Below are 21969 nucleotides of genomic sequence, written 5' to 3'. Positions count from 1 at the left end.
CGTCAGTGCAGTCGGCGGCGGCTCGGAGTTCGTTTCTCAACGCGTGCAGGCTGCGTGCCATCAGGTCGACCAGCGGAAGGGTGTCCGCGAAGGACTCGGTCTCAGTGATCCGAGTGCAGGCCTGATTGATCTGCGACACGAGGAGGTACAGGGGTCTGCGCTTGTGGCTGCGTCTGAGGTCGGGGGCAGTAGCGGTGTCGTGCCACTGGTTCTGCGGGGGTGGCGGGTAGACGGGGGAGTGACTCGCTCGACGAGGAGCCGCTCGATGATGGTTGTGTCTGTGTGTTGCACCCACCCGAACAGCACTACGGCTGTGTTGCGGAAGCGGTAGACGGCGGGCGACCAGCTCCAGCCGACGGAAGCCTCGGTGGCCAGGTCGTTGGCCAGCCATCGCAGATAGATCAGCCGGGCGGCGCTGTGTCTCGCCGTGGGTGCGTGCCGTTTGCGGATGTGGCTGGTCTAGGGTTCGCTGCTATGGAGGGTGGACTGCCAGGTTCAGCGACCGGCAAGCCGATGGGGGCCGCAGTGGTGAAGGCCGCCTTGAGGCTCGTCGGTGGGGCCGATCTCGCCGACGCGATCGCCGACCTGACCGGTCTGTCTCGCAAGCGGGTCAAAGCCCTCGTGGCTCAGGCAGTCATAGATCTCTCCGACACAGGACCGGAGGAGTTCCGTGCGCTACCGAGCCATGCAGAGCGCAGCCCGGCCGAGCACCTCCTAGTGCAGGCGTTCACGCGGGCTGCTGCCACGCGGAAGGGTGACATTCCTGTTGCCGCGTTGATTGGACCTGATCAGCTCGTGCGGCTGGTCACGGACGACGAGACCGTCTCCGAGCTCACGCAGTGGAGCGAGAACGAGCAAGGCTACTTCCGTGCGCTTGCCCATCGGGTCGCGGAACTGACGTGCGGCTGGTACCTCGACGATTCGAACGCTCGAGCCCACGCAACCGCCGCCGGAGTCGGGCAACTGCTCCGCAACCAGGCGCAAACCCCTGCCTGGATCACGGACAGCGTCGACGCGACCCGCGAACTACGGGAGTCACAGGTCAACGCTCCTGGCGCGACCGACCACGCCAGCGCAGCCGATCCCCCATCGGAGGGACGGGACGGCGAGGCTATCGCAGAGGCAGCATGGCGGGCGCTTGGAGCGCCTCCGGCGTACTATCCCTTGGACTTCACTACCGAGGACCTGGCTGCCGACCTTGCCGTGGCAAGGATCGACGTCCAGACGCGCGGCTTTGACTCCCATGGCCTGTACTGGGATGGCTATCTGGACGGCGCTCCGGAAGAGATCGATGACGTCCTGGCGGCGAACTCGTTGGCTGTCATCCTCGGCAACCCCGGCGCGGGGAAGACCACGCTCGCCAAGTACCTCACCCTCCAGCGGATAGGCCAGCGGCTTCCGGCGGCCTATGCGCGCCTCGACGACCTCGAAACTAGGCTCGAAGGTGGCGCATCCACATACGTGCTGGACGTGGGCCTTGCCGTGGTCGCGGCGTCGATGAGTCATGCGATCCGCGCAACCGTCAGTCCTTCTTTCCTGGCGTTTGAGCCTGGTCAGCCGTCCCCCTTGATCGTCCTTGACGGACTCGACGAAGTGACGAGCGCGTCGGGACGCGACGAAATCCAGCGCTTAGCCGCCCTCCTCTCCGATCACGGTTACACCGTCGTCATCACCAGCCGGATATCGGGGTACACCGCCCCGTGGGCTGAGGCCGTCCACCTGGCGGTCCTGCCACTGATCGCTCCATCACCAGCCGGCTTCGCCGATCGGTGGTTCTCCCTGACTGGGGACGACGTCGCCCGACAACGTCACGCCACCGCGGCGTCAAACCCCGCCATTGCCTCGGTCCTGACGAACCCACTCACCCTTGGCTTCGTTTGCTTCGTCGCGATGCACGAGGAAATCCCCACAACCGAAGCCGCCATCTTCGAGAGGTTCATTGATCACTTCATCCGACGGTCTTGGCACGAACCCGACCATTGGATCACCGACAGTGCCCGCGTCGCTGCGATCACTCTCGCAGCGACCGACCTTGCTTGGGCCATGTCGCGCATTCCTTACGGCGCCTACCAGCAACGCTGGACCGACGCGGCCACCCTGGCCGAGCTCGAGGATTTGAGCTCCTCCGTCGACGCACCGCAAATGGTCTATGCAGCCGGACTCCTGATCGCGCACGGCAGGGTCGCCCCGACGTCGGAGCGTTACCAGTCGGTGCGATGGCTCCACCGCGTTATCCACGAACACTTCACAGCACGCCGTCTGGCCCGCCTCATCACCGGCGGCACCAGCGAGGAAGCCTGGGCCGACCTGCTCCTCGCCGTCCTGCATCCCAGCTGGTCAGCCACCCTGCACCAAACAGGGCAGCTGCTCTTCGAAACACCGGACCTGCATTCTCTGCTCGATGACCTGCAGCACCGAGCAGAGACGCGTGACACCCCGAACCGCGGGCTTGCTGGTGGACTTGAGCTTCTGGCCCCGTACTGCACCTGCCGCCGCCGACGACGTCGGATCGCTCGCTTCCTTGCTGCAAGCGGCGCCGTGAGTTCGGCTTTCCAACTGGAGCCCGAAACCACCACAGATGCGCTGCTGTCCGGTGAAGCAGACCTCTCGCAGTATGGAAGCTGGCTGTTCGCGTCTCATCCGGCCACACGCACGCTGCCACTCCTTGAACGACTTCACCAAGCCGGACTGCTTGCCGCCATGTACAGGGGCACGGAAGCATTGTGGAACGCGCGGGTAGCGAGCGACCCCCACCGTTGGTGGCCCCTTGCCGTTCAGGCCGCCCGTATGACAGGCACGATCTCCATGCCTAACGTTGACGATTGCCCGCCCGAGATCCTCGTCTTCATGGCCGATGAGCTGATCGGTCAGATCGCTCATGGCCCAGGAGTCCTCAGCGCCTGGGAGCTCAGAAGCTTGGACGAGCCCCTTATGACTGAACTGGCGAAGCGGTCCGGTCTTCCGTCGCGGATAGCTCTCGCTGTTGCTATCCATCTCTACAACAACAGCGGGCGGCGCGACTACGTTCGTCTAGCTGCCAAGATGACTGGGCCGCTCCACCCTGAAGACGTCCGGCTTCTGGCAGCCGACTTGGAACAGGAAGTCGGATGGACGCATTTTGAGCCGCTGGAGAAAGATTGGGTGCACCTCGCTCGAGCAGCCTCCTACTTCGATGGCTTCCCTGGTGACGGGAGCTGGCACCTCGATCCGCCCGCCACCCACCTCTCCCTGCCGCTGGCCGAAGCGATCATCAACGCACGTCAGCCCGATTCCTTACCTGACACGCCTAGCCAGATCGAGTCGCTAATTTGGGCGTTCTGCGTGCTCGCTGAAACTCCCTCGGCCCGCGTCCTCGACACCTTTCTCGCCTGGGACGACGACACCAACGCCGACGACTCCAGGATCGACGCAAGCCTCGCGCCCTGGGACAGGGCCGCGTACTGGATGGATGCGGCTTCGTACACAGCCGTGAAGAACTCGCTCGACTGGACAGCACTCGTCGGCGAGGCCCGACGCGACATCGCCGAAGGGCAACGCCTAGGCCGCGCCGGGGGAATCCTGGCCACGGCCGCAGAGATCTGGAGTACTCCACACGCCGTCAGGCCTAGCGACCGCCACCGGATCAGTGCAGACGACGCGCTTGACCTTTGGCTCGAAGGCCTGACCCTTCAACTGCAGCACGGAAGCGGCGGCTTCCAAGCCAACAGGTGGTCATCCCTACCCGAAGGGGCTTCGGAAGAGCTCCTGATCGATTGCGCAATCGCCGTCCTGAACCTAACCAGCGATAGGACCGACCCGATCGCCACCTCAGCACGCAAAGGAGCCGAACGCACGCTCGCGGGCGCCGGAGCTCTCGCGCACTTCTACGACGAGATAGCCATCCCACGGCCGGGTCGTGAGCGGGGGTGACGCCGACGTCCAGCCACGAGCCGAACCAGCCTTCAACCAATGACCCACGTAGCAGACGGCTCAGCATGCCGAGCCCTGTCTCGATCTCAACGAGTGGCATACCTTCGACGGTCCGGCGCTCAGATCATGCCGACCACGCCCTGGTGCTTCTGGTAGCCGTCGGCGAGAAAGTCGTACAGCCGGCGGCCGACTGTCAGTGCTCCGGCCGTCGCCGGGGTTGCCGCGATCTTCTCGTCGAGCGCGGCGATGGCCTGGGTCGCTTGGGTGACCTCGTGATCCTTCTCGGTGAGGGTCAGGTCGAGCATTCGTTCGTCGCGATCATGCTCGGACCTGACTGTCACCTCCACCTCGGATGCGATGTGATAGCCGATCGACCTTGGCCAGACCTTTGTTGACCAGTTGGTCCGCGCGCCGAATCAGTTCGGATGCGGCGATGACCATCGCCCAGACGGACCCGATCGCGGTCGCTACCGACCCCAGCCACCCAGAACCGGAACGCAGGAGCAAAGCCGGCGTCGACATCGCCAGTACGAAGACCGTGGCTGCCAGCGTGACGGCCAACGTCTTGTAGCGGACCAGGCGCCACACGGTGCCAGATAGCCGGCCGTTGTCTGAAGCTCCCCGGCCAGGCCTCGCAGCTCGCTGCCAGCCGGGACGACCCCGAGCTCGGTCGCGACGTCGCGCAGGGCCTCGTTCACCTCCGTGCGTTTCGCCAGCTCGCCTGCGACGTGTGAAAGTGAGGTCGGGCCAGGCTGTCGAACCCAGCTCGCTGCGACCAACCTCATGACCGAGTACATCTAGCGCTGAGTTCCGGGCGTCTGGTTCAATGTGCGTGTCCCCCCGGCGTCTCCCGCCGCACTCCCGTCCTCCCCCGGAGCCACTTCCACCTCGTCACCCACCTTGACGACGTCGTCACCACCGTCATCGACCTCCTCCGAGCCGATGACTGATGACGGGGGAGTGCCCAGGATGACCGCCTCACCCAGCAGAACCCGCTTCGATTCCGCGCGGCGCAAGGCGGTCAGACGATTCCCTGTGTCAGCCGGTGACGTAGGTCGGTGAGCGTGTCGGTTGCGAATTCTGGGCTGATGGCCAGGTGCTGCCTGACGGAGGCGATGGCCTCGACCAGTGCACGTTCACGCGAAGAGGTCGGCTCGCTGATTGCGGCCTCGACCACGTTTCGGTGGTCGACGAAGAGATCATGGATGAGGGCGTAGTAGGCCAGTACAGCGGTGAGCTCCGCGGCTCGGCGGCTGCCTTGAGATGCAAGGTTCGAAGCCTCGGCGTGAAGTTCTGAGGCGTCTGTGGCGTGCTCGCGGCTGAGCAAGAGCCGGAGCAATGGGTCTTCGACGGCGTGCGCGTGTTGCGTCGCCCGTGCTGACATCGCCGGCGCCGGCTGCGAGGTGGTCGGTTGTTGCAGGTCACGAGTTACGCCGCGGAGGTAGGTCGCGATCTCATGGTTCACCAAGACCTTGGTGAGCGCGGACAGTTCATCGCTCTCGGCTTCGCCGCGGGCATCGACAAGGCTGCGCGCCGCACGGACGAGATCTCGGGGGACACCACTGGAGAGGCAATGACACAACGCGAGGAACAGGTCGGGAAATCCGGTGACTCTCCGTCTGAGGAGCGCGAGCGACTCGGAGAGATCGAGCTCGGGCAGCCAGATGACCTCGTCGAACGATGTATCGATCGCAGTGCGGGCCGTGGCGACGCGGCGCTCGAACTGGGTCAATGCCTCTTCTGACACCGTGACGAGGTAGATGCACCCCGGTACGTGGAAGGTGGCTTTGATCTGATTGAGGAGGCTCTCAGCAGCCTGGGCGCTCGCGATTCGGTCCATCTCGTCGATGGCCACGATCAGTCCCACCCCGTGGCCTCCGGGTGGGGTCGCGGCGACCTTCTCGGCGAACGTCCTGTAGCGACGTACGAGTTCTGGCAAGGTGATCGGTTGCTGTGCGAGCTGGCGTGCCCTGCGCCAGCTGAGGCTCATGGGTCCTCGTGCAAAGCTCGCTCCCTGTTCGCTTTGGAGCGTCTGCAGGTATCGAATCCGCGACAGTTCGGCGGTCGCCTGCCGGGCCAGCGCGCCTGATGATCCTCGATCGGCCATGCCGAATGCGACGAAGAGGCCGATGAGACCAAGGAGAACGAGTCCCTTCGGACCTGGCGTGGCGTTGGGGTCAAGGCCTGCGGCACCGACGATGAGTTCGGCCACCTCCGTCATTCGATTGGATGTCGGTTCAGGGACGATGACAAAAGTCGCCAGCGCCAGGACCACGCACGCCGTGCGTCCCAGGAAGCGGATCATCCGAAGCGCCGTGCGTCCGGTCGACGTTCGTTCCTGGTAGTGGTCGCTTCCGTCGGCAACAATCACCGACTCACAGAGCTGGGCAAAAAGATCCAGTAGGAAGTCGCGGGGCACGTAGTCGACCGGTGCTTGTACAAAGACGGAGACCGGTGTTCCTCTACTCGACCTACGGTCCTCCCGAGGATCGAGAGTTCGCGTCTTCACTGAGCCCAGGGTGTGTTTGAGCAGCGTTGTCTTGCCCATTCCTCTTCGGCCGCTCACAGCAACGGAGGTCGCTCCGAGCTCAGTGATGAGACGGATGATTCGTTGACTCGCCTCCCGTTCGATCCATCGTCCAGGAGTGTCCGCCTCCGCCAGACCCTGAACCGACGTCGCCTGGAGACGTGTCGGTGAAGCTCTGGTGACCTCGGCGTTCACCGCGATTCGCAGACGGGGCAACGCCAGTGCTTCGACGCGACCAATCCAGGTCCGAGCCACGTTCTCCACCCAGCGGATGACCGAGCGAAGCCCAAGAAGGAGTGTTGCGTTCGCGAGGACGATGAGAGCTACCGTGAGGCTGCCGGCGTCCACGGCAGCGGCCCCGCCGGCGCGGAGGATCTCGCCTACGGAGTCCTCCGTATGGTTGTTCAGCCAGTCTCCGACGGCAAAGCACTGACGCAACATGATGCGCGCGAAGACCCAAAGGGCAAGGAGCGCACAGACCGTCGCCACATACGAGTACCAGCGCTCGGCAGCCGTCTCCCGAGCAATCTCCCGACTGAACGACTGAGCGACCCTGATCCGCTTCGCCGGTGCCGTACTGCGGATGTCGGTGAACTCGCGTTCGTCCGTGACACGCTCGTAGACATGGCCGAGCGCCAGCCACGCGATGCCCTGATCGGTCAGCCGCCAAGGTACACACAACCAGTACCGCGCTCGGCGTGTGAAATGCCTCAAGACAAGACCATCCCTTGGGTAGTGGTTGGTTCCGGACACAGGGCTGTGCCGATGTCGCTGGCAACGTTCGAGGGCATGACTCAGGAGGAGATGGCCTTGATGATGGCCACGACGGATCCGGCTGCCGCACCTGCGGCGCCGACAGTTCCGACGGCGGTCCTTGCGAGCCGTTTGATCGTCCATGGGCGCCATGCGCGGTGGTCAGTTGCGCGGTGGGGCTTGGCCCAGCCGGCGTTGAGGGCAGCGGGGTCGCCAAGGAAGGCGAGTCGAACGACCTTGTCCATCGCCGCGCTGGATGCTATCGGAGTTGTGCTGGCGGCCAGTGCCGTGAGGTCGTCAAGAAGTGGTTGTGCGGCGTCAAGCAACGCGCGCTGGTCGAGGCTGCGCCAGCGCCTTGTCCGGTGTCGGAGGAGATCGTGGAGTAGGGCGGCGGATTCGAGCAGCGCAAGCCGTTCGGTGGGGAGATTGTGGTGCCACAGCTCGTAGGGGGTGATGTCGGGATCGTTCCTTCGGCGCAGCGACACGGGCACCGATGCGGTATCGGGGTCGCGAGCGAGGGCGAGGCGGAGCAAGAGCTGGTACGCGAGTCGAGTCCTCATGTCGAAGTACTCGGTCAGAAGGACCACCGGCGCAAAGATCATCATGCTGAGCAGGCCGGCCGGGCTCTTCACCAGCGTCACGAGAGGAATCATGAAGGTCGTTGCCCAAGCGGTGTAGGCCGCACTCGTCGTGGCGATGGACAGCATCTGGGACTTCGCGAGAATCCCGACCTGAGGTTCGCTTAAACCGTGTTCCTTGAGCCAGCCGAATCTCGCACTCACCGATCGCTTGACCGTCCTGGGGACGATGATCAGCATGGCGATCGAATGCCCCGCGATTGCGACCGTTGCGATGACTCCGGCCCTGGGGTCGAGGTGGATCAGCCCGACGGCGAGCTTGCCGCCGAAGAAGAGGCCTACCAGACCAAGGACGGTCGCCCGGCGAAAGGCTCGAAACCGGTGCCTGGCGTAACGCTCCTTGCTCTCGGGCTCGAGGGACCTCTTGGCGGACTCGGGGTCACCCGTGAACGCCGCGGCGTACCACGGCCAGACGAGGACCAGGAACCAGCAGAGTGCCACTGTCACGCAGAGGGCTCCGAGGATGGCCCAGACCATCGCCTCGCCCGTTTCGTCCCAACCGCTCATGATCTCCCTCGTTCGTCGAACGACGAGATCGAAGCAGAGCCGACCGACACATTGCCCGATCGAGCAGTACTCTTGCGCCTTCTGGGCATCGCGGACTGTCAGTTGGATTCGATCTGGCCTTTGGGGCGCGTGGCGAGAGCTCGACATAAGTATGTGCTCGAGGTACGTCGGGTGACACGTGACCTGTTCGCGATACATCCACTGCGATCTTCAAGGGAGGGAAGCCAACGATGCTGATTGTGGTGCTGGACACCAACGTCTTGTGGGGCCGATCTGCTCCTGCAGAGCCCCGACGCCAAGGTGCTCGATGCGGGGGACAGTGCCGCAATGCGGGCTGGTCGTCGTCACCTGTTGCGCAACCGCAGCGAACAACTGCCGACGTGATCACTGTCCTTGCGCAGGGCAATAAATAGCGGACGGGTTGGCGCGGGGCGTAGCGAGGCCGGGATCGGTCGACCGTCGATCCCGGCTGATGCCGTTCTTCGCACTGGTTTGCTTGCTGGTGGCCGCCCTCGCCGGTGGGCTCGCTTCATCGGTAGAGTGCGGGCCATGGAGGTCGGACGCTCGGTCAGGAAGGCTCTCGACGAGTGGCAGTCCGGTGACCTCGAATCGGCGATGATGCATGCCTGCAACGCGGTCGACGGCACCGCCGGCAAGGTCGCGGGGCGGAGCCGTAACAACTTCCGTTTCACGAACTTTCTCGGACCGGACGATCTTCGGTCTGCTCGCCGTGGTCGTGGTCGAACCCGTCAACACCGATCAGCGTGTGCCGGACGGTTACCACTTGACCTTCGACGGTGGCCCGCCGCTGGATGTCAACGAGTGGTGGGGCCGGTCGGATGACTTCGCGGAACTCGTCGCGACCGTACAGATGCCGCTGGTCACCTTGGACTTCGGCGACTGGATGGATGATCTGCGCGCGCCCCGGCACTGATTTCGGCAGTTGCGACTCCACATACGGGCTCGTTCAGAGACCGCAAGCGGTCAGGGGGTGATTACCAGTGGCTAGCCGTGCTTGTTGACGTAGGTGGAGCATCTTGTCTTGAGCGAGCCGATGTTCACCGCGTTGTGGATGAGGTGCGGTGGGATCAGGACGGGTCGCCGGTGTGGAGCTCACGTCGGGCCCCCGGACCCGCTCGGCTTCGGCCCGCCGCCCCGATGGCACGCATGACCCGGACCACCGACCACATGACCGAGGTCAGGGGCACTGAGATCCGCACCGTGAGTCCGGGTAATACGATACGGAGAAGCAGGCAGCGGTTGACGGTCCGGACCGGTCGAGCGTCGACGAGATCCCGGGTCCGGCGAGGTTCCGGCTGCGCTGGGCTCTGATGGCAGAAACTCGATACGTCGTGCCGATCCTCAGAGTGCCAGAGACTAACGCTAGCGAGGCGTCCTCGCGGTTGAGTACTCTTGTCTCCGAGTCGTTCGACAAACAGTTGTGCGAGCTCCGCCCACCCGTCGTGGGGACCGGTCCGTCTTCGGCGAGGACTTCGGTGCACTCCTCCACAGACCAGTCGTCCATGACGATGTACGGCGTCAGCCACCCGCTGCCCGTCCAGGCCGCGAGGACCGCGCGGCGGCGTTCCGACTTCTGAATGCCGATCCAGATCGAACTTGCGCCACCGCGGCCGGCGAGGCTCGGGAACTGGCCGGCAAAAGACCACTCCCGTAGGGCGCGAGCGATCGCGAGCTCGAGGCTGAGCTTCGACGATGTCACTGCCTGGACCCCAATGGCCAAAGTGCCGAGGGCCAGGCCCTCCACTACAGCCTTCACCTGCTGGTCCTTGCTCAGACTCACCATGCTGCAAGGCTAATGACGCCCGCCGACAGTCCCGAGTCTTAGAGCGACGGCGAACGTGGCCGAGCCCCGCAAGTTCAGCAGCTCATCATCGCCCGCGAACTCGTCGGCAAAGCCTCCACCGAACTCAAGTAACCCACGCCGCCTCGCCGCTCGCTTCTCCGTCGCTCATCACTCGACGCTCCCACCCCTCTCGCGATGCGCTCCAGCGTCGCGCGAACCGCGAGCATCACCCTTCGGGCCGAAACTGAACGCCTCGCCCTTCCATCAGTGATCGTCGCGCCTATACAAATATTGGATGTCAGAAGAAGACCTCCTGCTGTGGGCTCTTCGGGTGCGCATTCGGACATTCTCCGAACGCGGTGACTCGGCACTACTTCTTGATTCCCGAGGGGTTGCGGAGACCATACGGCTGCTTGAGCTTGCCCGGCTTCAGTTCGGAGACGTCCCGTTGAATGTCGCTTACATCGTCGCGTCGTTTCACTGGTGCCGTCATAAGGCAATGCCAGGCGGGAGTCGGGACGACTTCGAGGAAGCGTTCGAGTGGTTTGGGGCGATCGCCAGGACGGAGGTCGCATTGGTGCCGTCCGAACTGCGGGGGATGATCGGGCAACGCTGGGCAGATGAGGGCAGGGCGCTGTTCGATCGAGCGCGGAGCACAGGTGATCTAGAGAGCCTCGACACAGCGGTCGATGCCTTGCGGGAGGCAGTTCACCTGCTCCCGTCCGGCCATCCAGATCTGCCAGGCTACTTGTCGAACCTTGGGGGCGCGCTGGGCTACAGATTTGACATGAGGGGACGAGCACAAGACGTCGAGGAAGCGATCACCGTCGGGCGCCAGGCTGTCGCCGCGGCGTCGGCGGCGCACCCCCGTCGGGCGGGGTACCTACAGAACCTCGCGGTGGCGTTGCACTTGCGCTTCGAGTGGCACGGTCGGTTGAGCGACTTGGATACCGCCATCGCGCTAGGTCGGGAAGCATTGATGGTGGTGCCGGCCGATAGCCATTGGCGACCGACCATTCAGGGCAACCTCGGCATGTCCCTGCGAAGCCGATTCCAACAGACCGGCCGGATGGACGAACTCGATGAGGCCATTGGCTTGGTTCGCGCCGCGGCGGATTCAGCGGATCCGGAGGCCCGAGTTGGGTGCTTGTCCGGCGTAGCGATGACGCTTCAGCTCCGGTTCGAGGTGTCGGGCCAGTTGGACGACCTCGATGAGGCGATCGCGACGTCGCGTGAGGTACTGGCGGCCATTCCGCCTGACCATCCTGACCGAATCAGCGAGTGCAGCAATCTCGCCAGTGCGCTCGGGAAGAAATTCGATCGAGTCGGCGACATCAGCTTCATCGACGAGGCGATCAGCCTGTGTCGAGAGGTGGTCACCGCAACACCGGCCGATGATCCAAATCGGATCGATCTGCTCTCCAATCTTTGCATCTCCCTGCGGGCTCGCTTCGATCGCTCGGACGACCTGACCGAGATCGACGAAGCTATCGCGCTGGCTCGCGAGGCCGTCGCCGCGATGCCCGCCGGTCACACCCGTCGCGCCGGGATCTTCACAAGTCTGGGAGTTTGCCTGCGGGCTCGCTCTGAGCGGACAACTGACCCTGGCGACGCTAGCGAGGCAATCGCCTGGGCGCGCGCAGCGGTCGATGCCGCCGGTGCCGACCATGCAATCCGGCCAAATCTGCTGTGCAATCTCAGCGTTGCGCTACGCCACAGGTTCAACCTGCTTCGCGAGCTGTCCGACCTCGACCAGGCGATTGCCGCCGGTCGTCAATCCGTCGAGGCGTGCCGACCGGGGGTGATCGACCGAACGAGATACATCTCGGTCCTCGCCACCGGTCTGAAGATCCGGTACGAGTGGCAGCGCCAGACTGCTGACATCGACGAGGCAACTTCGCTCGATCGCGAAGCTTTGGCCGCGCTCCCCGAGGGCCACTCCGAGCAGGCCATCTATCTCGGCAACCTGAGTCTGGCGCTGCGGGCCAAGTTCGAGGGCGAGCAGAAATGGGCTGATCTGGACGAGGCCATCACTACTGCTCGCGCGTCCGTGGCTGCGGCTCTTCTGGATCACCCAGTCAGGGCTGCCATGCTGTCGAATCTGGTCGCCGTCCTGGTGGCCCGGTTCGAGGCGTCCGCCAGATTGTCATCGAGGCTGGTTGATATCGCTGAAGCCGTCAGAGCTGGACGTGCAGCTGTGGCCGCGATGCGTCCGGGTCATCCATGGCGAGTGAACGTCTTGGTAAATCTCGGCATCGCACTGCGTGCGAGGTCGGTCTGGATGGGCAATAGCTCGGATCTTGCTGACGCCGTCGCCGGTTGGCAGGAGGCAGCGGTGCTCCGCGGCGGGCCGTCAATGGAACGATTGACTGCTGCCCAGCAGTGGGCGGAGGTCTGCGCAAGTCAACAGAATTGGCCTGAGGCGGCAGACGGCTATGGCGTTGCGGTGGACTTGCTGCCGTTGGTCGCTTGGCGGGGAACGACCCGCGCAACGAGGGAGCAGTCCCTCGCCGGCCGAGGTGGATTGGCTGCGCAAGCAGCCGCTGCCTCGATCGCGGCGGACCAGCATGATCGGGCAATCGAGCTTTTGGAACGAGGCAGGAGTGTGTTGTGGTCGCAGTCGCTCGAAACCCGCTCTGACCTATGGCGGCTGCAGAAAGTCGCATCTGGACTAGCTGCCAAGCTCGCTTGGATCCGTGAACAGCTCGACCGGTCGGTGGACCCTGCTCGGCTGAACTAGCACCTGGACCACTCAGATCGGGGGATTGCGATACTCGGAGTGGAACGACGGCCTGTTGGTCAGCCCGAGGTGAGTAGTGTTAGTAGCGCGAAAGATCCCGGCTGCCTGTCGAGCTTGCAGGTCGATGGGACGCCGAAACAGTAAGGCACTCGGGGCCTTGGCGGGTGATTTGCCTCGAGCGGTGGTCGTTCAATGATCGTCGGCCCGGTCGAGTTCGCGGGTACGTGGCAAAGAGATGCCAGGTCAAAGGCGCGGAGTCGCACGGCGGTCGTGATCGTCACGCTCTGTTGGCGGCCAGGCCGAAGTGCCATACTCGTCGTCCGGGCGACGGCGGGCGCGGTAGGGGGAGCGGTGGTAGAGGAGTTTTCGGAGGACCGGATCGTCGATCGGCGGATGGCGCTGGCGCGGGAGTGGGACGAGCTCGTCGAGCAGGTGCAGGCCATTGAGGGTTTCGAGGACTTCTTACGGCCGCCGAAGATCGAACAGCTGCTACCTGCTGCCGCCGGGGGGCCAGTGGTGGTCGTCAACGTGAGTCGTTGGCGGTGCGACGCGCTGATCGTCGAGCTGGGCGGTGTTCGGGCAGTTCCGTTGGAACGGCTGACCTTGGACGAGACCGCCCGCCGGGCCTCGACTTACCTTGCGGTGCTGCACGCCGCCGAAGTGGCTCTGGGTGAACTGGTCGAGGCCGAACACAAAGTGTCGAACGCGTCGAGTCGCCCGTTGATCGTTGGGTACCGGCGCGCAAAGCAACGGCTCGACGCGGCGATGGCGGCGGTCGACGAGATGTTGACTGACCTGCAGGTCTGGATGTGGGACGTGATCGCCGGCCCAGTTCTGACCGCGCTGGGACGAGAGGAGACTCCCCCCGGTGAGCCGACCAGCTGGCCGCGCGTCTGGTGGTGTCCGACGGGTGCGCTGACTGTACTGCCGCTGCACACTGCAGGCCATCATGCGGACACCGGAGACGGTCCGCCACGGACAGTGCTGGATCGCGTGGTCTCGTCGTACACGCCGACCCTGCGGGCACTGCTCGACGCTCGGAACCGGCCGGATCAGGACGTTGAGGACCGCATGCTCCTGGTGTCGGCTGGGAATGTCGACGGTCAGGTACCGCTCGAGACCGAGGCGGAGCGCGAACTGCTCCATGGGTTGTTCCGGCACTCACTGACCGATCTGCCAGACAAGAAGGCGACCCGGGACGTTGTCCGGTCGGAATTGGCGAAGCACCGATGGGCGCACTTCACGTGCCATGGCGACCAGGATCTGCTGGATCCGTCGAGTGGTGGTCTGTGGCTGAGCGACGGGAAGCTGAGTATCGCCGACCTCAGCGCGGAGCGGTTCCACGGGGACTTCGCCGGCCTGTCCGCGTGCAAGACGGCGATCGGCGGGATCGAGTTGCTCGACGAGGCGATCACGCTGGCCGCCGCCTTCCACTACATGGGCTATCGGCACGTCGTGGCGACGTTGTGGTCGGTGGAGCAACAAGCCGCGGAAGAGATATTCGGCTCGCTTTACCAGCAGATCGTGACGGACGAGGTACTAAGGCCCGAGCTGGCCGCGGTCGCGTTGCACGAGGCTGTCCGCGCCTTGCGCGCGAAGTGTCCGGAATCACCTCAGATCTGGACGCCGTTCACGCACACGGGACCCTGACGAGTCAAGGAGGACAAAGCTGTGACAGCTCCGGATGAGCATTGGTTCGAGGAGATCTCCGATCCCGGTTTCGCGGGGCTTTTCATTTCCCAAGAGCATCGCGTGCTTGACACCCGGGGGAGCGTCGTGGTGAGTGGCCACTGTCCTCGATGCTCCCATCCGATGACCTTCGACTACAGCAAACTGGTCCACAAAGGGATCTTGCCTCGGTTCAAGGCGTCCAAGCCCATCGCGAAAGGGCCGCTGCCGATGTACTGCACCTGCAGGTTCGAGCACCGCGACCGGCCGGACGACGAGGAAGGCTGCGGCGCCTTCTGGTCCCTTGAGGTGTTACCGCAATGACCTTGGTGCCGGCGTCCATCAGTGGGCCGCAGGATCGCCGCCGTGCAAAGGCACTTCGTCGGCTCGGGACCGGCAAGCTGCCGACGGTTCGCGCGATGGCACTTGCCTGGCGCAACGGCCTCGGGGCGGTACTGGCAGCGCTGATCGGTTTCGGTCTGATCAAGGGAAGGACGGACGTCGGCGATCTCGCGTCGCCGTACGCAGCCGCCGTCGGAGCTCTGCTCGTCCTGTCGATACTGGCGGGCGGCACTGCGGCCGCGCTGCTCCTACGTGCGGCCCATGGGAGTCCGCACGGCCTACCAATGTCGGACCTGGTCGATTCGCCCGATCCGGAGGCGGACGCGGAACGACTTGAGACCGAAGCGTCGCTGGACGCGCTCCGCCGGGGACGCTGGATGGCTGCGGCCTGTGCGGTTCTGCTGATCAGCGCGGTGGGTCTCACCTGGTACGGTCCGGGGAAGGACGCCACGAGGATCGTTGTGCTGACTCCTCAGGGCGAGCGCTGCGGCTCGGTCCAGCGACTCGAGCAGGGTGTCCTGACGCTGAAGACCAACAGTGGTGAGGTCGCCGTGCGAATGGCGGAAGCAATCGGAATTCGAACCGCGGACAGTTGCGGCCCCGCGAAACCCTGATCGGACGTCTGGTCAATGACTGCCGACGACTACGGGACGCTGCGTACCGTGCTGCGTAACGCGGCGCAGGACTGGATCGATTGCTACCAGAACGAGGACCGTCCGCAGGAGCTGGTGTGGGCGGTCGATACCTTTCGGTGGCTCTACCTAGCGGCGCCGCCGGCATGGCTGTCGGCGGCGCGCACCGATCTGATCGTCGGCCTTCAGCTCGGATTCGAGCAATCGGGGGAGGTTCTCTCGATCAGCGAGGCGATCGAGCTGGGTGAGCAGGCGGTCCGCGAGGCGGCCTCGGAGTCCGCGCGCGCTCGGCAGTCGGCCAATCTGGGAAACGCCTGTCGCCTGCGGTACGAGGCAACTGGAGTGCGGGCCGACCTCGAACGGGCGGTCCGGTACGGCAGGCAGGGCCTGGACGACTCGCCGAGCGGGCTGATTCGAGCTCAGCGGTTGTCGAATCTCGCGTTCGCGTTGCGGTTGCGCTACGAGTTGCTGGACCGGCCGCCGGATCTCCAGGAGGCGATCGTGCTGGGTGACCGGGCGTTGGACGCGGTCGGTACCACTCAGCCGCAGCGCAGCCGGATCGCCTCGAACCTCTCGATCGCCTTACGCCTGTACGGCGCCGCCCGCGGCGATGTGGACGTACTGCGGGAATCCCGGCAACTCGCTCTGGACGCTACGACACTTCCAGGCAGCCTGGCGATCGATCGACCAGGCCTGCTCATCAACGCCGGCCTGGCCGCCGTTGAGCTGGCGCGAATCACCGACACTGCCCGGAACCTGGAGCAGGCGGAGACAATGCTGCAGGGCGCGGCGGCGATAGCTGACCCGGCGCACGTCGATCGTCGTACTGCGCTGATCAATCTGGGGTTGGTCGCACGAGCGAAAGCGGGCTTGCCGACGGCGAGCCGTCAGGAGATCGACCAGGCTGTAGATCGTTCGGCGGCAGCCACAGCGGTGCTGGCTGTGAACGATCCTGACGCGGTGACGTGCTGGTCGGGTCTCGCGCGCGCCCATTGGATGCGATTCGAGCGACTGAGAGCGCCAGACGACGCCCGGCGTGCCGTCGAGGCGCGGTTGGCCGCGGCGAGCCAGCGCTCCGGGTCGCCTGGGCAACGGACCATGTCGGGCCGGATCGCGGGGGAGTGGGCTATGGTCACAGATGATCCAGCTAGTGCGGTCGAGGGATATCAGTTGGCTCTTGACCGCCTGAATGAGCTGATCTGGCCCGGCCTCCAGCGGAACGAACGCGAGCGCCGACTGGCCGAACTCGCCGGTCTGGCGGACGATGCGGCCGGTGCTTGCGTCGCGGGCGACCAGTGGAACAACGCCGTTCGCTGCTCCGAACACGGCCGGAGCGTGCTGTGGGGGGACCGGTTGCGGACGAGCGAGGTGGACCGGCTGGCCGCGGTCGATCTTGCCTTGGCCGAGCGGCTTCTCGAAGTACGGGCGCGGCTTGAGGCCCTTGAGGTCCTGGGCAGGCGGTCCCTCTTTGCGGACGAAGTGACGGATCGAGATCCTCGGTGAACTCCCGCGAAGCGGTTGAGCAGACACTGTACGAACAACTGCGGACGAGCCCCGAACAGATCGACGACGATGCCCTGTGGCGGGCCGCCGAAGACGATTGCACAGGCCTGCAAATGCAACTGGTGGTGGACGTCGGGATGGCAGCCGTCGACGCGTACGACGCGACCGGCCGGCCAGTCCTGCTCGTGGTGGCCATGAACCGGCTCGGCCTGGTCCTGGACACGATGAACGAGGGCGAATCCTCGCACGGCGATATCGCCACCACGCTGGGCAACGCTTTGCGTGCCGCGGCGGAAGCATTCGACGAAGCAGATCTGCTGGACGATGCGGTCAGAGCGTGTCGGCTGGCGACGGAGGGATCGGGGAGAGCCAATCCGGCGTACTGGTCCAATCTCTCTCATGCCTTGCGAGCCCGAGACGTCGGTGGTGACCTGCCAGAAGCCATCGAGTGCGCGAGACGCGCGGTGGAGCTGGCAGGCGACGGACATCGCGATCGTGCGATGTTCGCGAGCACCCTTGGCGCCATGTTGGTTCAGGAATTCGTCCGGACCGGCCATCGGCAACAGCTGATCGACGCGGTCGACGTGTCCCACGAGGCCGCCACGGTGGCGGTGGCCGGCGACGCCGACCTGCCCACGTACTGGTCGAACCTCAGTCTGACACAGCGTCTGCTCGGTGAGGAGTTGCGCGACGCGGCGTTGCTTGGTGGTGCGGTCGAGTCCGGCGAGACGGCGGTCGGCGCGAGCGCCGTCGAGTCGCAGCTCGGTCCGCTGATGATGCTCAAGTCTGCTCTTTTGGCCCGCTACGAATTCCTCGGCGACCCCGCGGACCTGGATCGGGCGGCGGTGGTGTCTGGGCAAGCGGTCGAGCTTTGTGGTGGTCCCGCCGAAGCGCCGCCAGAGATCCTTGCCGGTCATGCCGTCTGTCTCGCTCTTCGGTACGAGCTGTTCGAGGAGAGTACGGATCTGGACACCGCGCTCGGGCTCGCGCGGGCCGCGGTTCACGGCGAGCCCGAGCGCTCCCGGCACGCCTCCACCCTGGCGAACATTCTGTCCACCAGGTACGACCGGGATGGCGATGTCGCCGATCTGGACGAAGCGATCGAACTGATCGAGGAGTCGGCCGCAGTCGACGGAGCATCGCAGGCGCTGCTGCTGTCCAACCTCGGCGCCGCATTGCTGGCGCGGCACGAATCGGCGTCGCTTCCCGGCGACCTCGAAGCATCGATCGACGCGCTCGACCGTGCGCTGGAGCTGACAACGGACAGCGGCCTCGACGAGGCGGCCCTGCTGGCAAACGCCGCCAACGCGCACTCCGCTCGCTTCGAACGCGACGGGACCGTGGCGGATCTCGAGCGCGCGTTGGAGCTCACACGAGACGCTCTCGAGGTGTTGCCCCCGAACTCGCCCGACCGGCCTGCGATCCTCGCCAACACAAGCCTCGCGTGGAGGCAGCGATTCGAACTGCTCGGCGATGCCGAAGATCTCGACCGTGCGATCGCGACCGGCGAGGAGGCACTGGCAGGCAGCCGCGGAACGGCAAGGACGCACATCCTGGCCGAACTCAGTGCATGCCGACGCACCCTGTTCTCGGCGTCGGGCGACGAAGCGGACCTCAGCTGGGCACTCGCTACGGCGCAGCAGGTCGCTGACGATACCAGGCCCGGTGAGCCGGCGCGGTGCGGCCGGTTCTCGAATCTTGCTGCGTGTCTGTTGGCTAGGTACGAGGTGCGCGCCGACCTGGTGAGTCTTGATCAGGCCGTCCGGGCAGCGCGGGTTGCGAACGCCGAAACGGCCGGCCCGTTGACCTCTGGGGCCGCCGCGACCAATCTGGGTAACTGTCTGCTGACCAGGTTCGAGTTGCGCGGCGCGCCGGAGGATCTGGACGAGGCGATCGTGACCTCCCGCCGCGCCGTCGCGGTCACACCACACACGAGCCCGTTCCGGGCGGGACGGCTCTCGAACCTGGCCAACGTGTTGCGGGCCGGCGCGATCACTGCAGCTGATCCGGCGGCTGCCGACGAGGCGGTGGCGGTTGCCCGGGAGGCAACCGAGGCGACGTCTGACCGCGATCCGGCGCTTCCGGCGTACCTGTCGAACCTTGCCCTGGCGCTAACCACTCGGTATCACGTTGGTGAACGGACGACGGATCTGGACGAGGCCGTCGAGACCTTTCGCCGTGCGGTCGAGCTGGCCGGTAACGGGCATCCCGATCACAAGTTGTACCGGTCGAACTTAGGGATGGCCCTCCGGCAACGGGGCGAAGCGACCGAATCGCCTGCGGACGTCGATGAATCAGTCGCCGTACTGCAGGCAGTCATTTCTTCGTACTGGGCAGATCACCCGGACCGGGCGCCGTTGCTGCTCGGACTGGGAAACGCCCTGGCGACTCGCTTCGAGCAAAGCGGCGCCGTCGACGATCTGGCCGCGGCTCTTGCCGCCTGGGACGAGGCGATCGACGTACGTGCGTCGAGCCCTGGGATTCGGGTACTGGCCGCCGAGGCGCTGGCCGAGGCGTCAGCGCAACAGGGTGATTGGTCGGGCGCGACCGCGGCCTACGCGCGGTTGATGCGGCTGCTCCCGACGGTAGCCTGGCACGGTTTGGCGAGGCAATCGCGGGAGAGCGTGCTGGCGGGTCTGCAGGAGAAGTCCGGCACAGCTGCGGCGATGGCGATCGAAAGTGCCGATCCGGCGGTGGGGATCGAAGCGCTCGAGACCGGTCGGTCCGTGTCGTGGCAACAGTCCCTGAATCTGCGGCGTGACTTGGACCGAGTTCGTGGGTACTCGCCTGTGATGGCGGATCGTCTGATCGAGATAGCGGGTCTGCTGGGAAGTAGCCCTTCAAACGTGGTGGATGCCCACGTCGGCGGCTGAGCCACGGCTCAAATCGCGAAGGCGCTTCTCCGGGGTTGGTACCTTGGTTGCCAGTGAGGTGAGGTCGGCGCTGACCTCAGCGCTTGTGTCTACAGGACAGACGTTGCCAGCAGCCGCGCCGCAGCAGCACGTGGTCCTCCTGGCTGAGCTCCAGGATTGCGCTACCGTCCCGTGTCGTCTGTCCAGTATTCTCGATGAACCCGACGGATGGGATCAGCCCTGAGGTGACAGAGAAGCTGCGTTTGCTGGAGGCGATCGAGCGTCGACTGACGGCATACAGCAGGACTGCCGACGAGGCGCACATCCTTGCGCCTGAGGCCCGGTCCGAAGTCACCGCGTTGCTGCAGTTGATCAAGGCACCTGACATCCCGCCGGAGCGCGCGGCGCTGGCCCTCGGCTGGTTCTTCTGGTGGCGACACGAGTTGCTAGCGGACAACGACGAGGACCTGGTCTACTCGGCGTTCATGGTGCTCAGCCTTGCGAAACTTGGGGGTACAGGCCCGTTTCCGGCGCCGCTGTATGTGTTCGAGGCGGCACTCGGACTCTACTTCGCAGACGAGGCGGGGGATTCGCTGATCCGGGCAGCCGATGCCAGTTGGGCCCTCGACGAAAGCATTGACTTGTTGCGTGCCGCACTCCATGCAGCACCCAAGGAGCACCGGTCGCGTGGCTACTGGTTCTTCAAGCTCAGCATAGTCTTGCAGTACCGGGCCCGCGAGGCTGCGAGTGCCGATGACTACGACGACGCGGTCGACTGCGCACGATGCTCGCTTGAAGCTCTCCCGAGGGACGACCCCGATTGGTCCCGCAACGTGGCCAATCTCGGATATGTGCTGCAAACCCGCTTCGAGTTCTCAGGGCGAGCCGACGACATCAACGAGTCCGTGGCGCTGTGCCGTGAGGCTGCGGCTTGCGGAGACTCGGCAGAGCCTGGCAAATCGGCCCGGCAGCACACCCTCACCCTCGCGTTGCGTGACCGGTACCGGCTGACCGGCAACCTTGGCGATCTCGACGAGGCGATCGCCGTATCACGGGAAGCCTTGCTGGGCAGTGCGGAGGAGTCATCCAGGTACGCCTATTACTCGAGTCTGGGGAGCGCGCTTCGAGCGCGCTTCGAACGTCTGGGGAACGTGGTCGACATCGATGACGCGATCAAGGCGGCAACGGCCGCTCTGAACGGCGTGCCGGCCAACGATGTCGCGGAGATCGCGGTCATGCGAGCCAATCTGGGAAATGCGCTGCGCGAGCGCTTCCACCTGTCCAGGGATCCCCTGGATCTCGAGGGCGCGATCAGTCAATGGCGAACCGCGCTTACTGGGGAGGTCCGGCCGGAGCTACGTCTGCGGGTCGAGATCAACCTGGCCAACGGGCTCCAGGACAGGTACCGCGCGTTCAGAGAGGCGAAGAGTCTCTCCGAAGCGATCGAGCTCTGGCGTCGAGCGCTGGAGACCCTGCCTGCCGCCAGCCCCTTGTGGGTGCAAACGTTGTCGAACCTGGGGAATGCCCTGTGGGACATGTATAAGCTGACATCTGACCGAGTATGGCTCGACGAGGCGGTCACGATGTGGACCCGCGCGTCGAACGCCGCGGGAGCGCCTATCCAGGTACGCGTCGGCGCTGCCTCCGAGATGGGGCTGGTCGCCACCGAAGAAGGCGACTGGGACTTAGCCTCGGGGGCCTACACGACTGCCATCGAGCTCCTTCCAGTGCTCGCGTGGCGAGGAACGGCCCGCCGGAGCCAGGAGAATCAACTGACTCGACACGGCGGTCTGGCCGGCATGGCCGCGGCCGCCATGCTCGCGGCCGAACGTCCCGGGGATGCGCTGGTCAGCCTCGAGCACGGGCGGGCGGTGCTTTGGTCCCAGTCAGTGGAGACCCGCACGGACCTGCGCGCTCTCGCCTCGGCTGCACCCGAGCTCCTGAGCCATCTAGAGACAGTAAGAGACCAGATCGCTCGCGTGGACGGTTCCTCTCGCTTAGCGGGTATCGCCGCAACCTTGCCGACGATTGATCCGCACCAGGGAGGGCCTGGACTCGCCGGAAGCGAAACGGAGCTTCCTTGACCATCCTTGG

General features: G+C 65.1%; 14 protein-coding genes. 10 read left to right on the top strand and 4 right to left on the bottom strand.

Features of this window, described 5'->3' with window-relative positions; genetic code table 11:
• Positions 1–474: 474 nt before the first annotated feature.
• Positions 475–3909: an NACHT domain-containing protein gene (locus BWI15_RS12270; RefSeq protein WP_143465523.1), complete on the top strand. Its 3435-nt coding sequence runs from the start codon at positions 475–477 to the stop codon at positions 3907–3909.
• Positions 3910–4028: 119 nt separating this feature from the next.
• On the opposite strand, the gene BWI15_RS12265 is transcribed toward BWI15_RS12270, so the two are convergent.
• Positions 4029–4250, bottom strand: a complete 222-nt coding sequence (locus BWI15_RS12265) for a hypothetical protein (RefSeq protein WP_143465521.1) — start codon at positions 4248–4250, stop codon at positions 4029–4031.
• A 92-nt stretch (positions 4251–4342) separates the two neighbouring features.
• On the opposite strand from BWI15_RS12265, the gene BWI15_RS39340 reads away from it, so the two are divergent.
• The gene (locus BWI15_RS39340; protein WP_168197299.1) at positions 4343–4480 is read left to right on the top strand and encodes a hypothetical protein; all 138 of its coding nucleotides are present in this window, start codon (positions 4343–4345) and stop codon (positions 4478–4480) included.
• A 450-nt stretch (positions 4481–4930) separates the two neighbouring features.
• Here the strand turns inward: BWI15_RS39340 and BWI15_RS12255 are convergent, their stop codons facing one another.
• On the bottom strand, positions 4931–7150 hold the full coding sequence (locus BWI15_RS12255) for a P-loop NTPase fold protein (RefSeq protein WP_143465519.1): 2220 nt from the start codon (positions 7148–7150) through the stop codon (positions 4931–4933).
• 80 nt (positions 7151–7230) lie between these two features.
• Positions 7231–8334, bottom strand: coding sequence for a hypothetical protein (locus BWI15_RS12250; RefSeq protein ID WP_077014442.1), 1104 nt, complete (start codon positions 8332–8334; stop codon positions 7231–7233).
• Positions 8335–9064: 730 nt separating this feature from the next.
• Between BWI15_RS12250 and BWI15_RS12245 the strand changes: the two genes are divergently transcribed.
• Positions 9065–9268 (top strand): hypothetical protein, encoded by a 204-nt coding sequence (locus BWI15_RS12245; protein WP_077014441.1) that lies wholly within the window; start codon positions 9065–9067, stop codon positions 9266–9268.
• A 264-nt stretch (positions 9269–9532) separates the two neighbouring features.
• Here the strand turns inward: BWI15_RS12245 and BWI15_RS12240 are convergent, their stop codons facing one another.
• Positions 9533–10138: a hypothetical protein gene (locus BWI15_RS12240; protein ID WP_077014440.1), complete on the bottom strand. Its 606-nt coding sequence runs from the start codon at positions 10136–10138 to the stop codon at positions 9533–9535.
• 295 nt (positions 10139–10433) lie between these two features.
• On the opposite strand from BWI15_RS12240, the gene BWI15_RS12235 reads away from it, so the two are divergent.
• From BWI15_RS12235 to BWI15_RS12205, 7 genes are all read left to right on the top strand, one after another.
• Positions 10434–12878 (top strand): tetratricopeptide repeat protein, encoded by a 2445-nt coding sequence (locus tag BWI15_RS12235; protein ID WP_143465517.1) that lies wholly within the window; start codon positions 10434–10436, stop codon positions 12876–12878.
• A gap of 351 nt (positions 12879–13229) precedes the next feature.
• Entirely contained in the window at positions 13230–14528 is a 1299-nt protein-coding gene (locus tag BWI15_RS12230; protein ID WP_077014438.1) for a CHAT domain-containing protein, read from the top strand.
• A 21-nt stretch (positions 14529–14549) separates the two neighbouring features.
• A complete protein-coding gene (locus BWI15_RS38755; RefSeq protein WP_143465515.1) occupies positions 14550–14870 on the top strand; it encodes a hypothetical protein in 321 nt (106 codons plus the stop codon).
• A complete protein-coding gene (locus tag BWI15_RS12220) occupies positions 14867–15502 on the top strand; it encodes a hypothetical protein (RefSeq protein WP_077014436.1) in 636 nt (211 codons plus the stop codon). The genes BWI15_RS38755 and BWI15_RS12220 overlap by 4 nt, the downstream gene beginning before the upstream one ends.
• Before the next feature lie 15 nt (positions 15503–15517).
• Positions 15518–17023 carry a hypothetical protein gene (locus BWI15_RS12215; protein WP_077014435.1) on the top strand — a complete coding sequence of 502 codons (1506 nt, stop codon included), beginning with the start codon at positions 15518–15520 and terminating at the stop codon, positions 17021–17023.
• Positions 17020–19896 carry a tetratricopeptide repeat protein gene (locus BWI15_RS12210; RefSeq protein WP_077014434.1) on the top strand — a complete coding sequence of 959 codons (2877 nt, stop codon included), beginning with the start codon at positions 17020–17022 and terminating at the stop codon, positions 19894–19896. The genes BWI15_RS12215 and BWI15_RS12210 overlap by 4 nt, the downstream gene beginning before the upstream one ends.
• Positions 19897–20090: 194 nt before the next feature.
• The gene (locus tag BWI15_RS12205) at positions 20091–21959 is read left to right on the top strand and encodes a tetratricopeptide repeat protein (protein WP_083750709.1); all 1869 of its coding nucleotides are present in this window, start codon (positions 20091–20093) and stop codon (positions 21957–21959) included.
• Positions 21960–21969 lie beyond the last annotated feature (10 nt).

It is taken from the genome of Kribbella sp. ALI-6-A (assembly GCF_001984195.1).
Classification (GTDB): Bacteria; Actinomycetota; Actinomycetes; order Propionibacteriales; family Kribbellaceae; genus Kribbella.
Note: the sequence above shows the minus strand (reverse complement) of the source record. Positions and strands in the feature narration are given on the sequence as shown.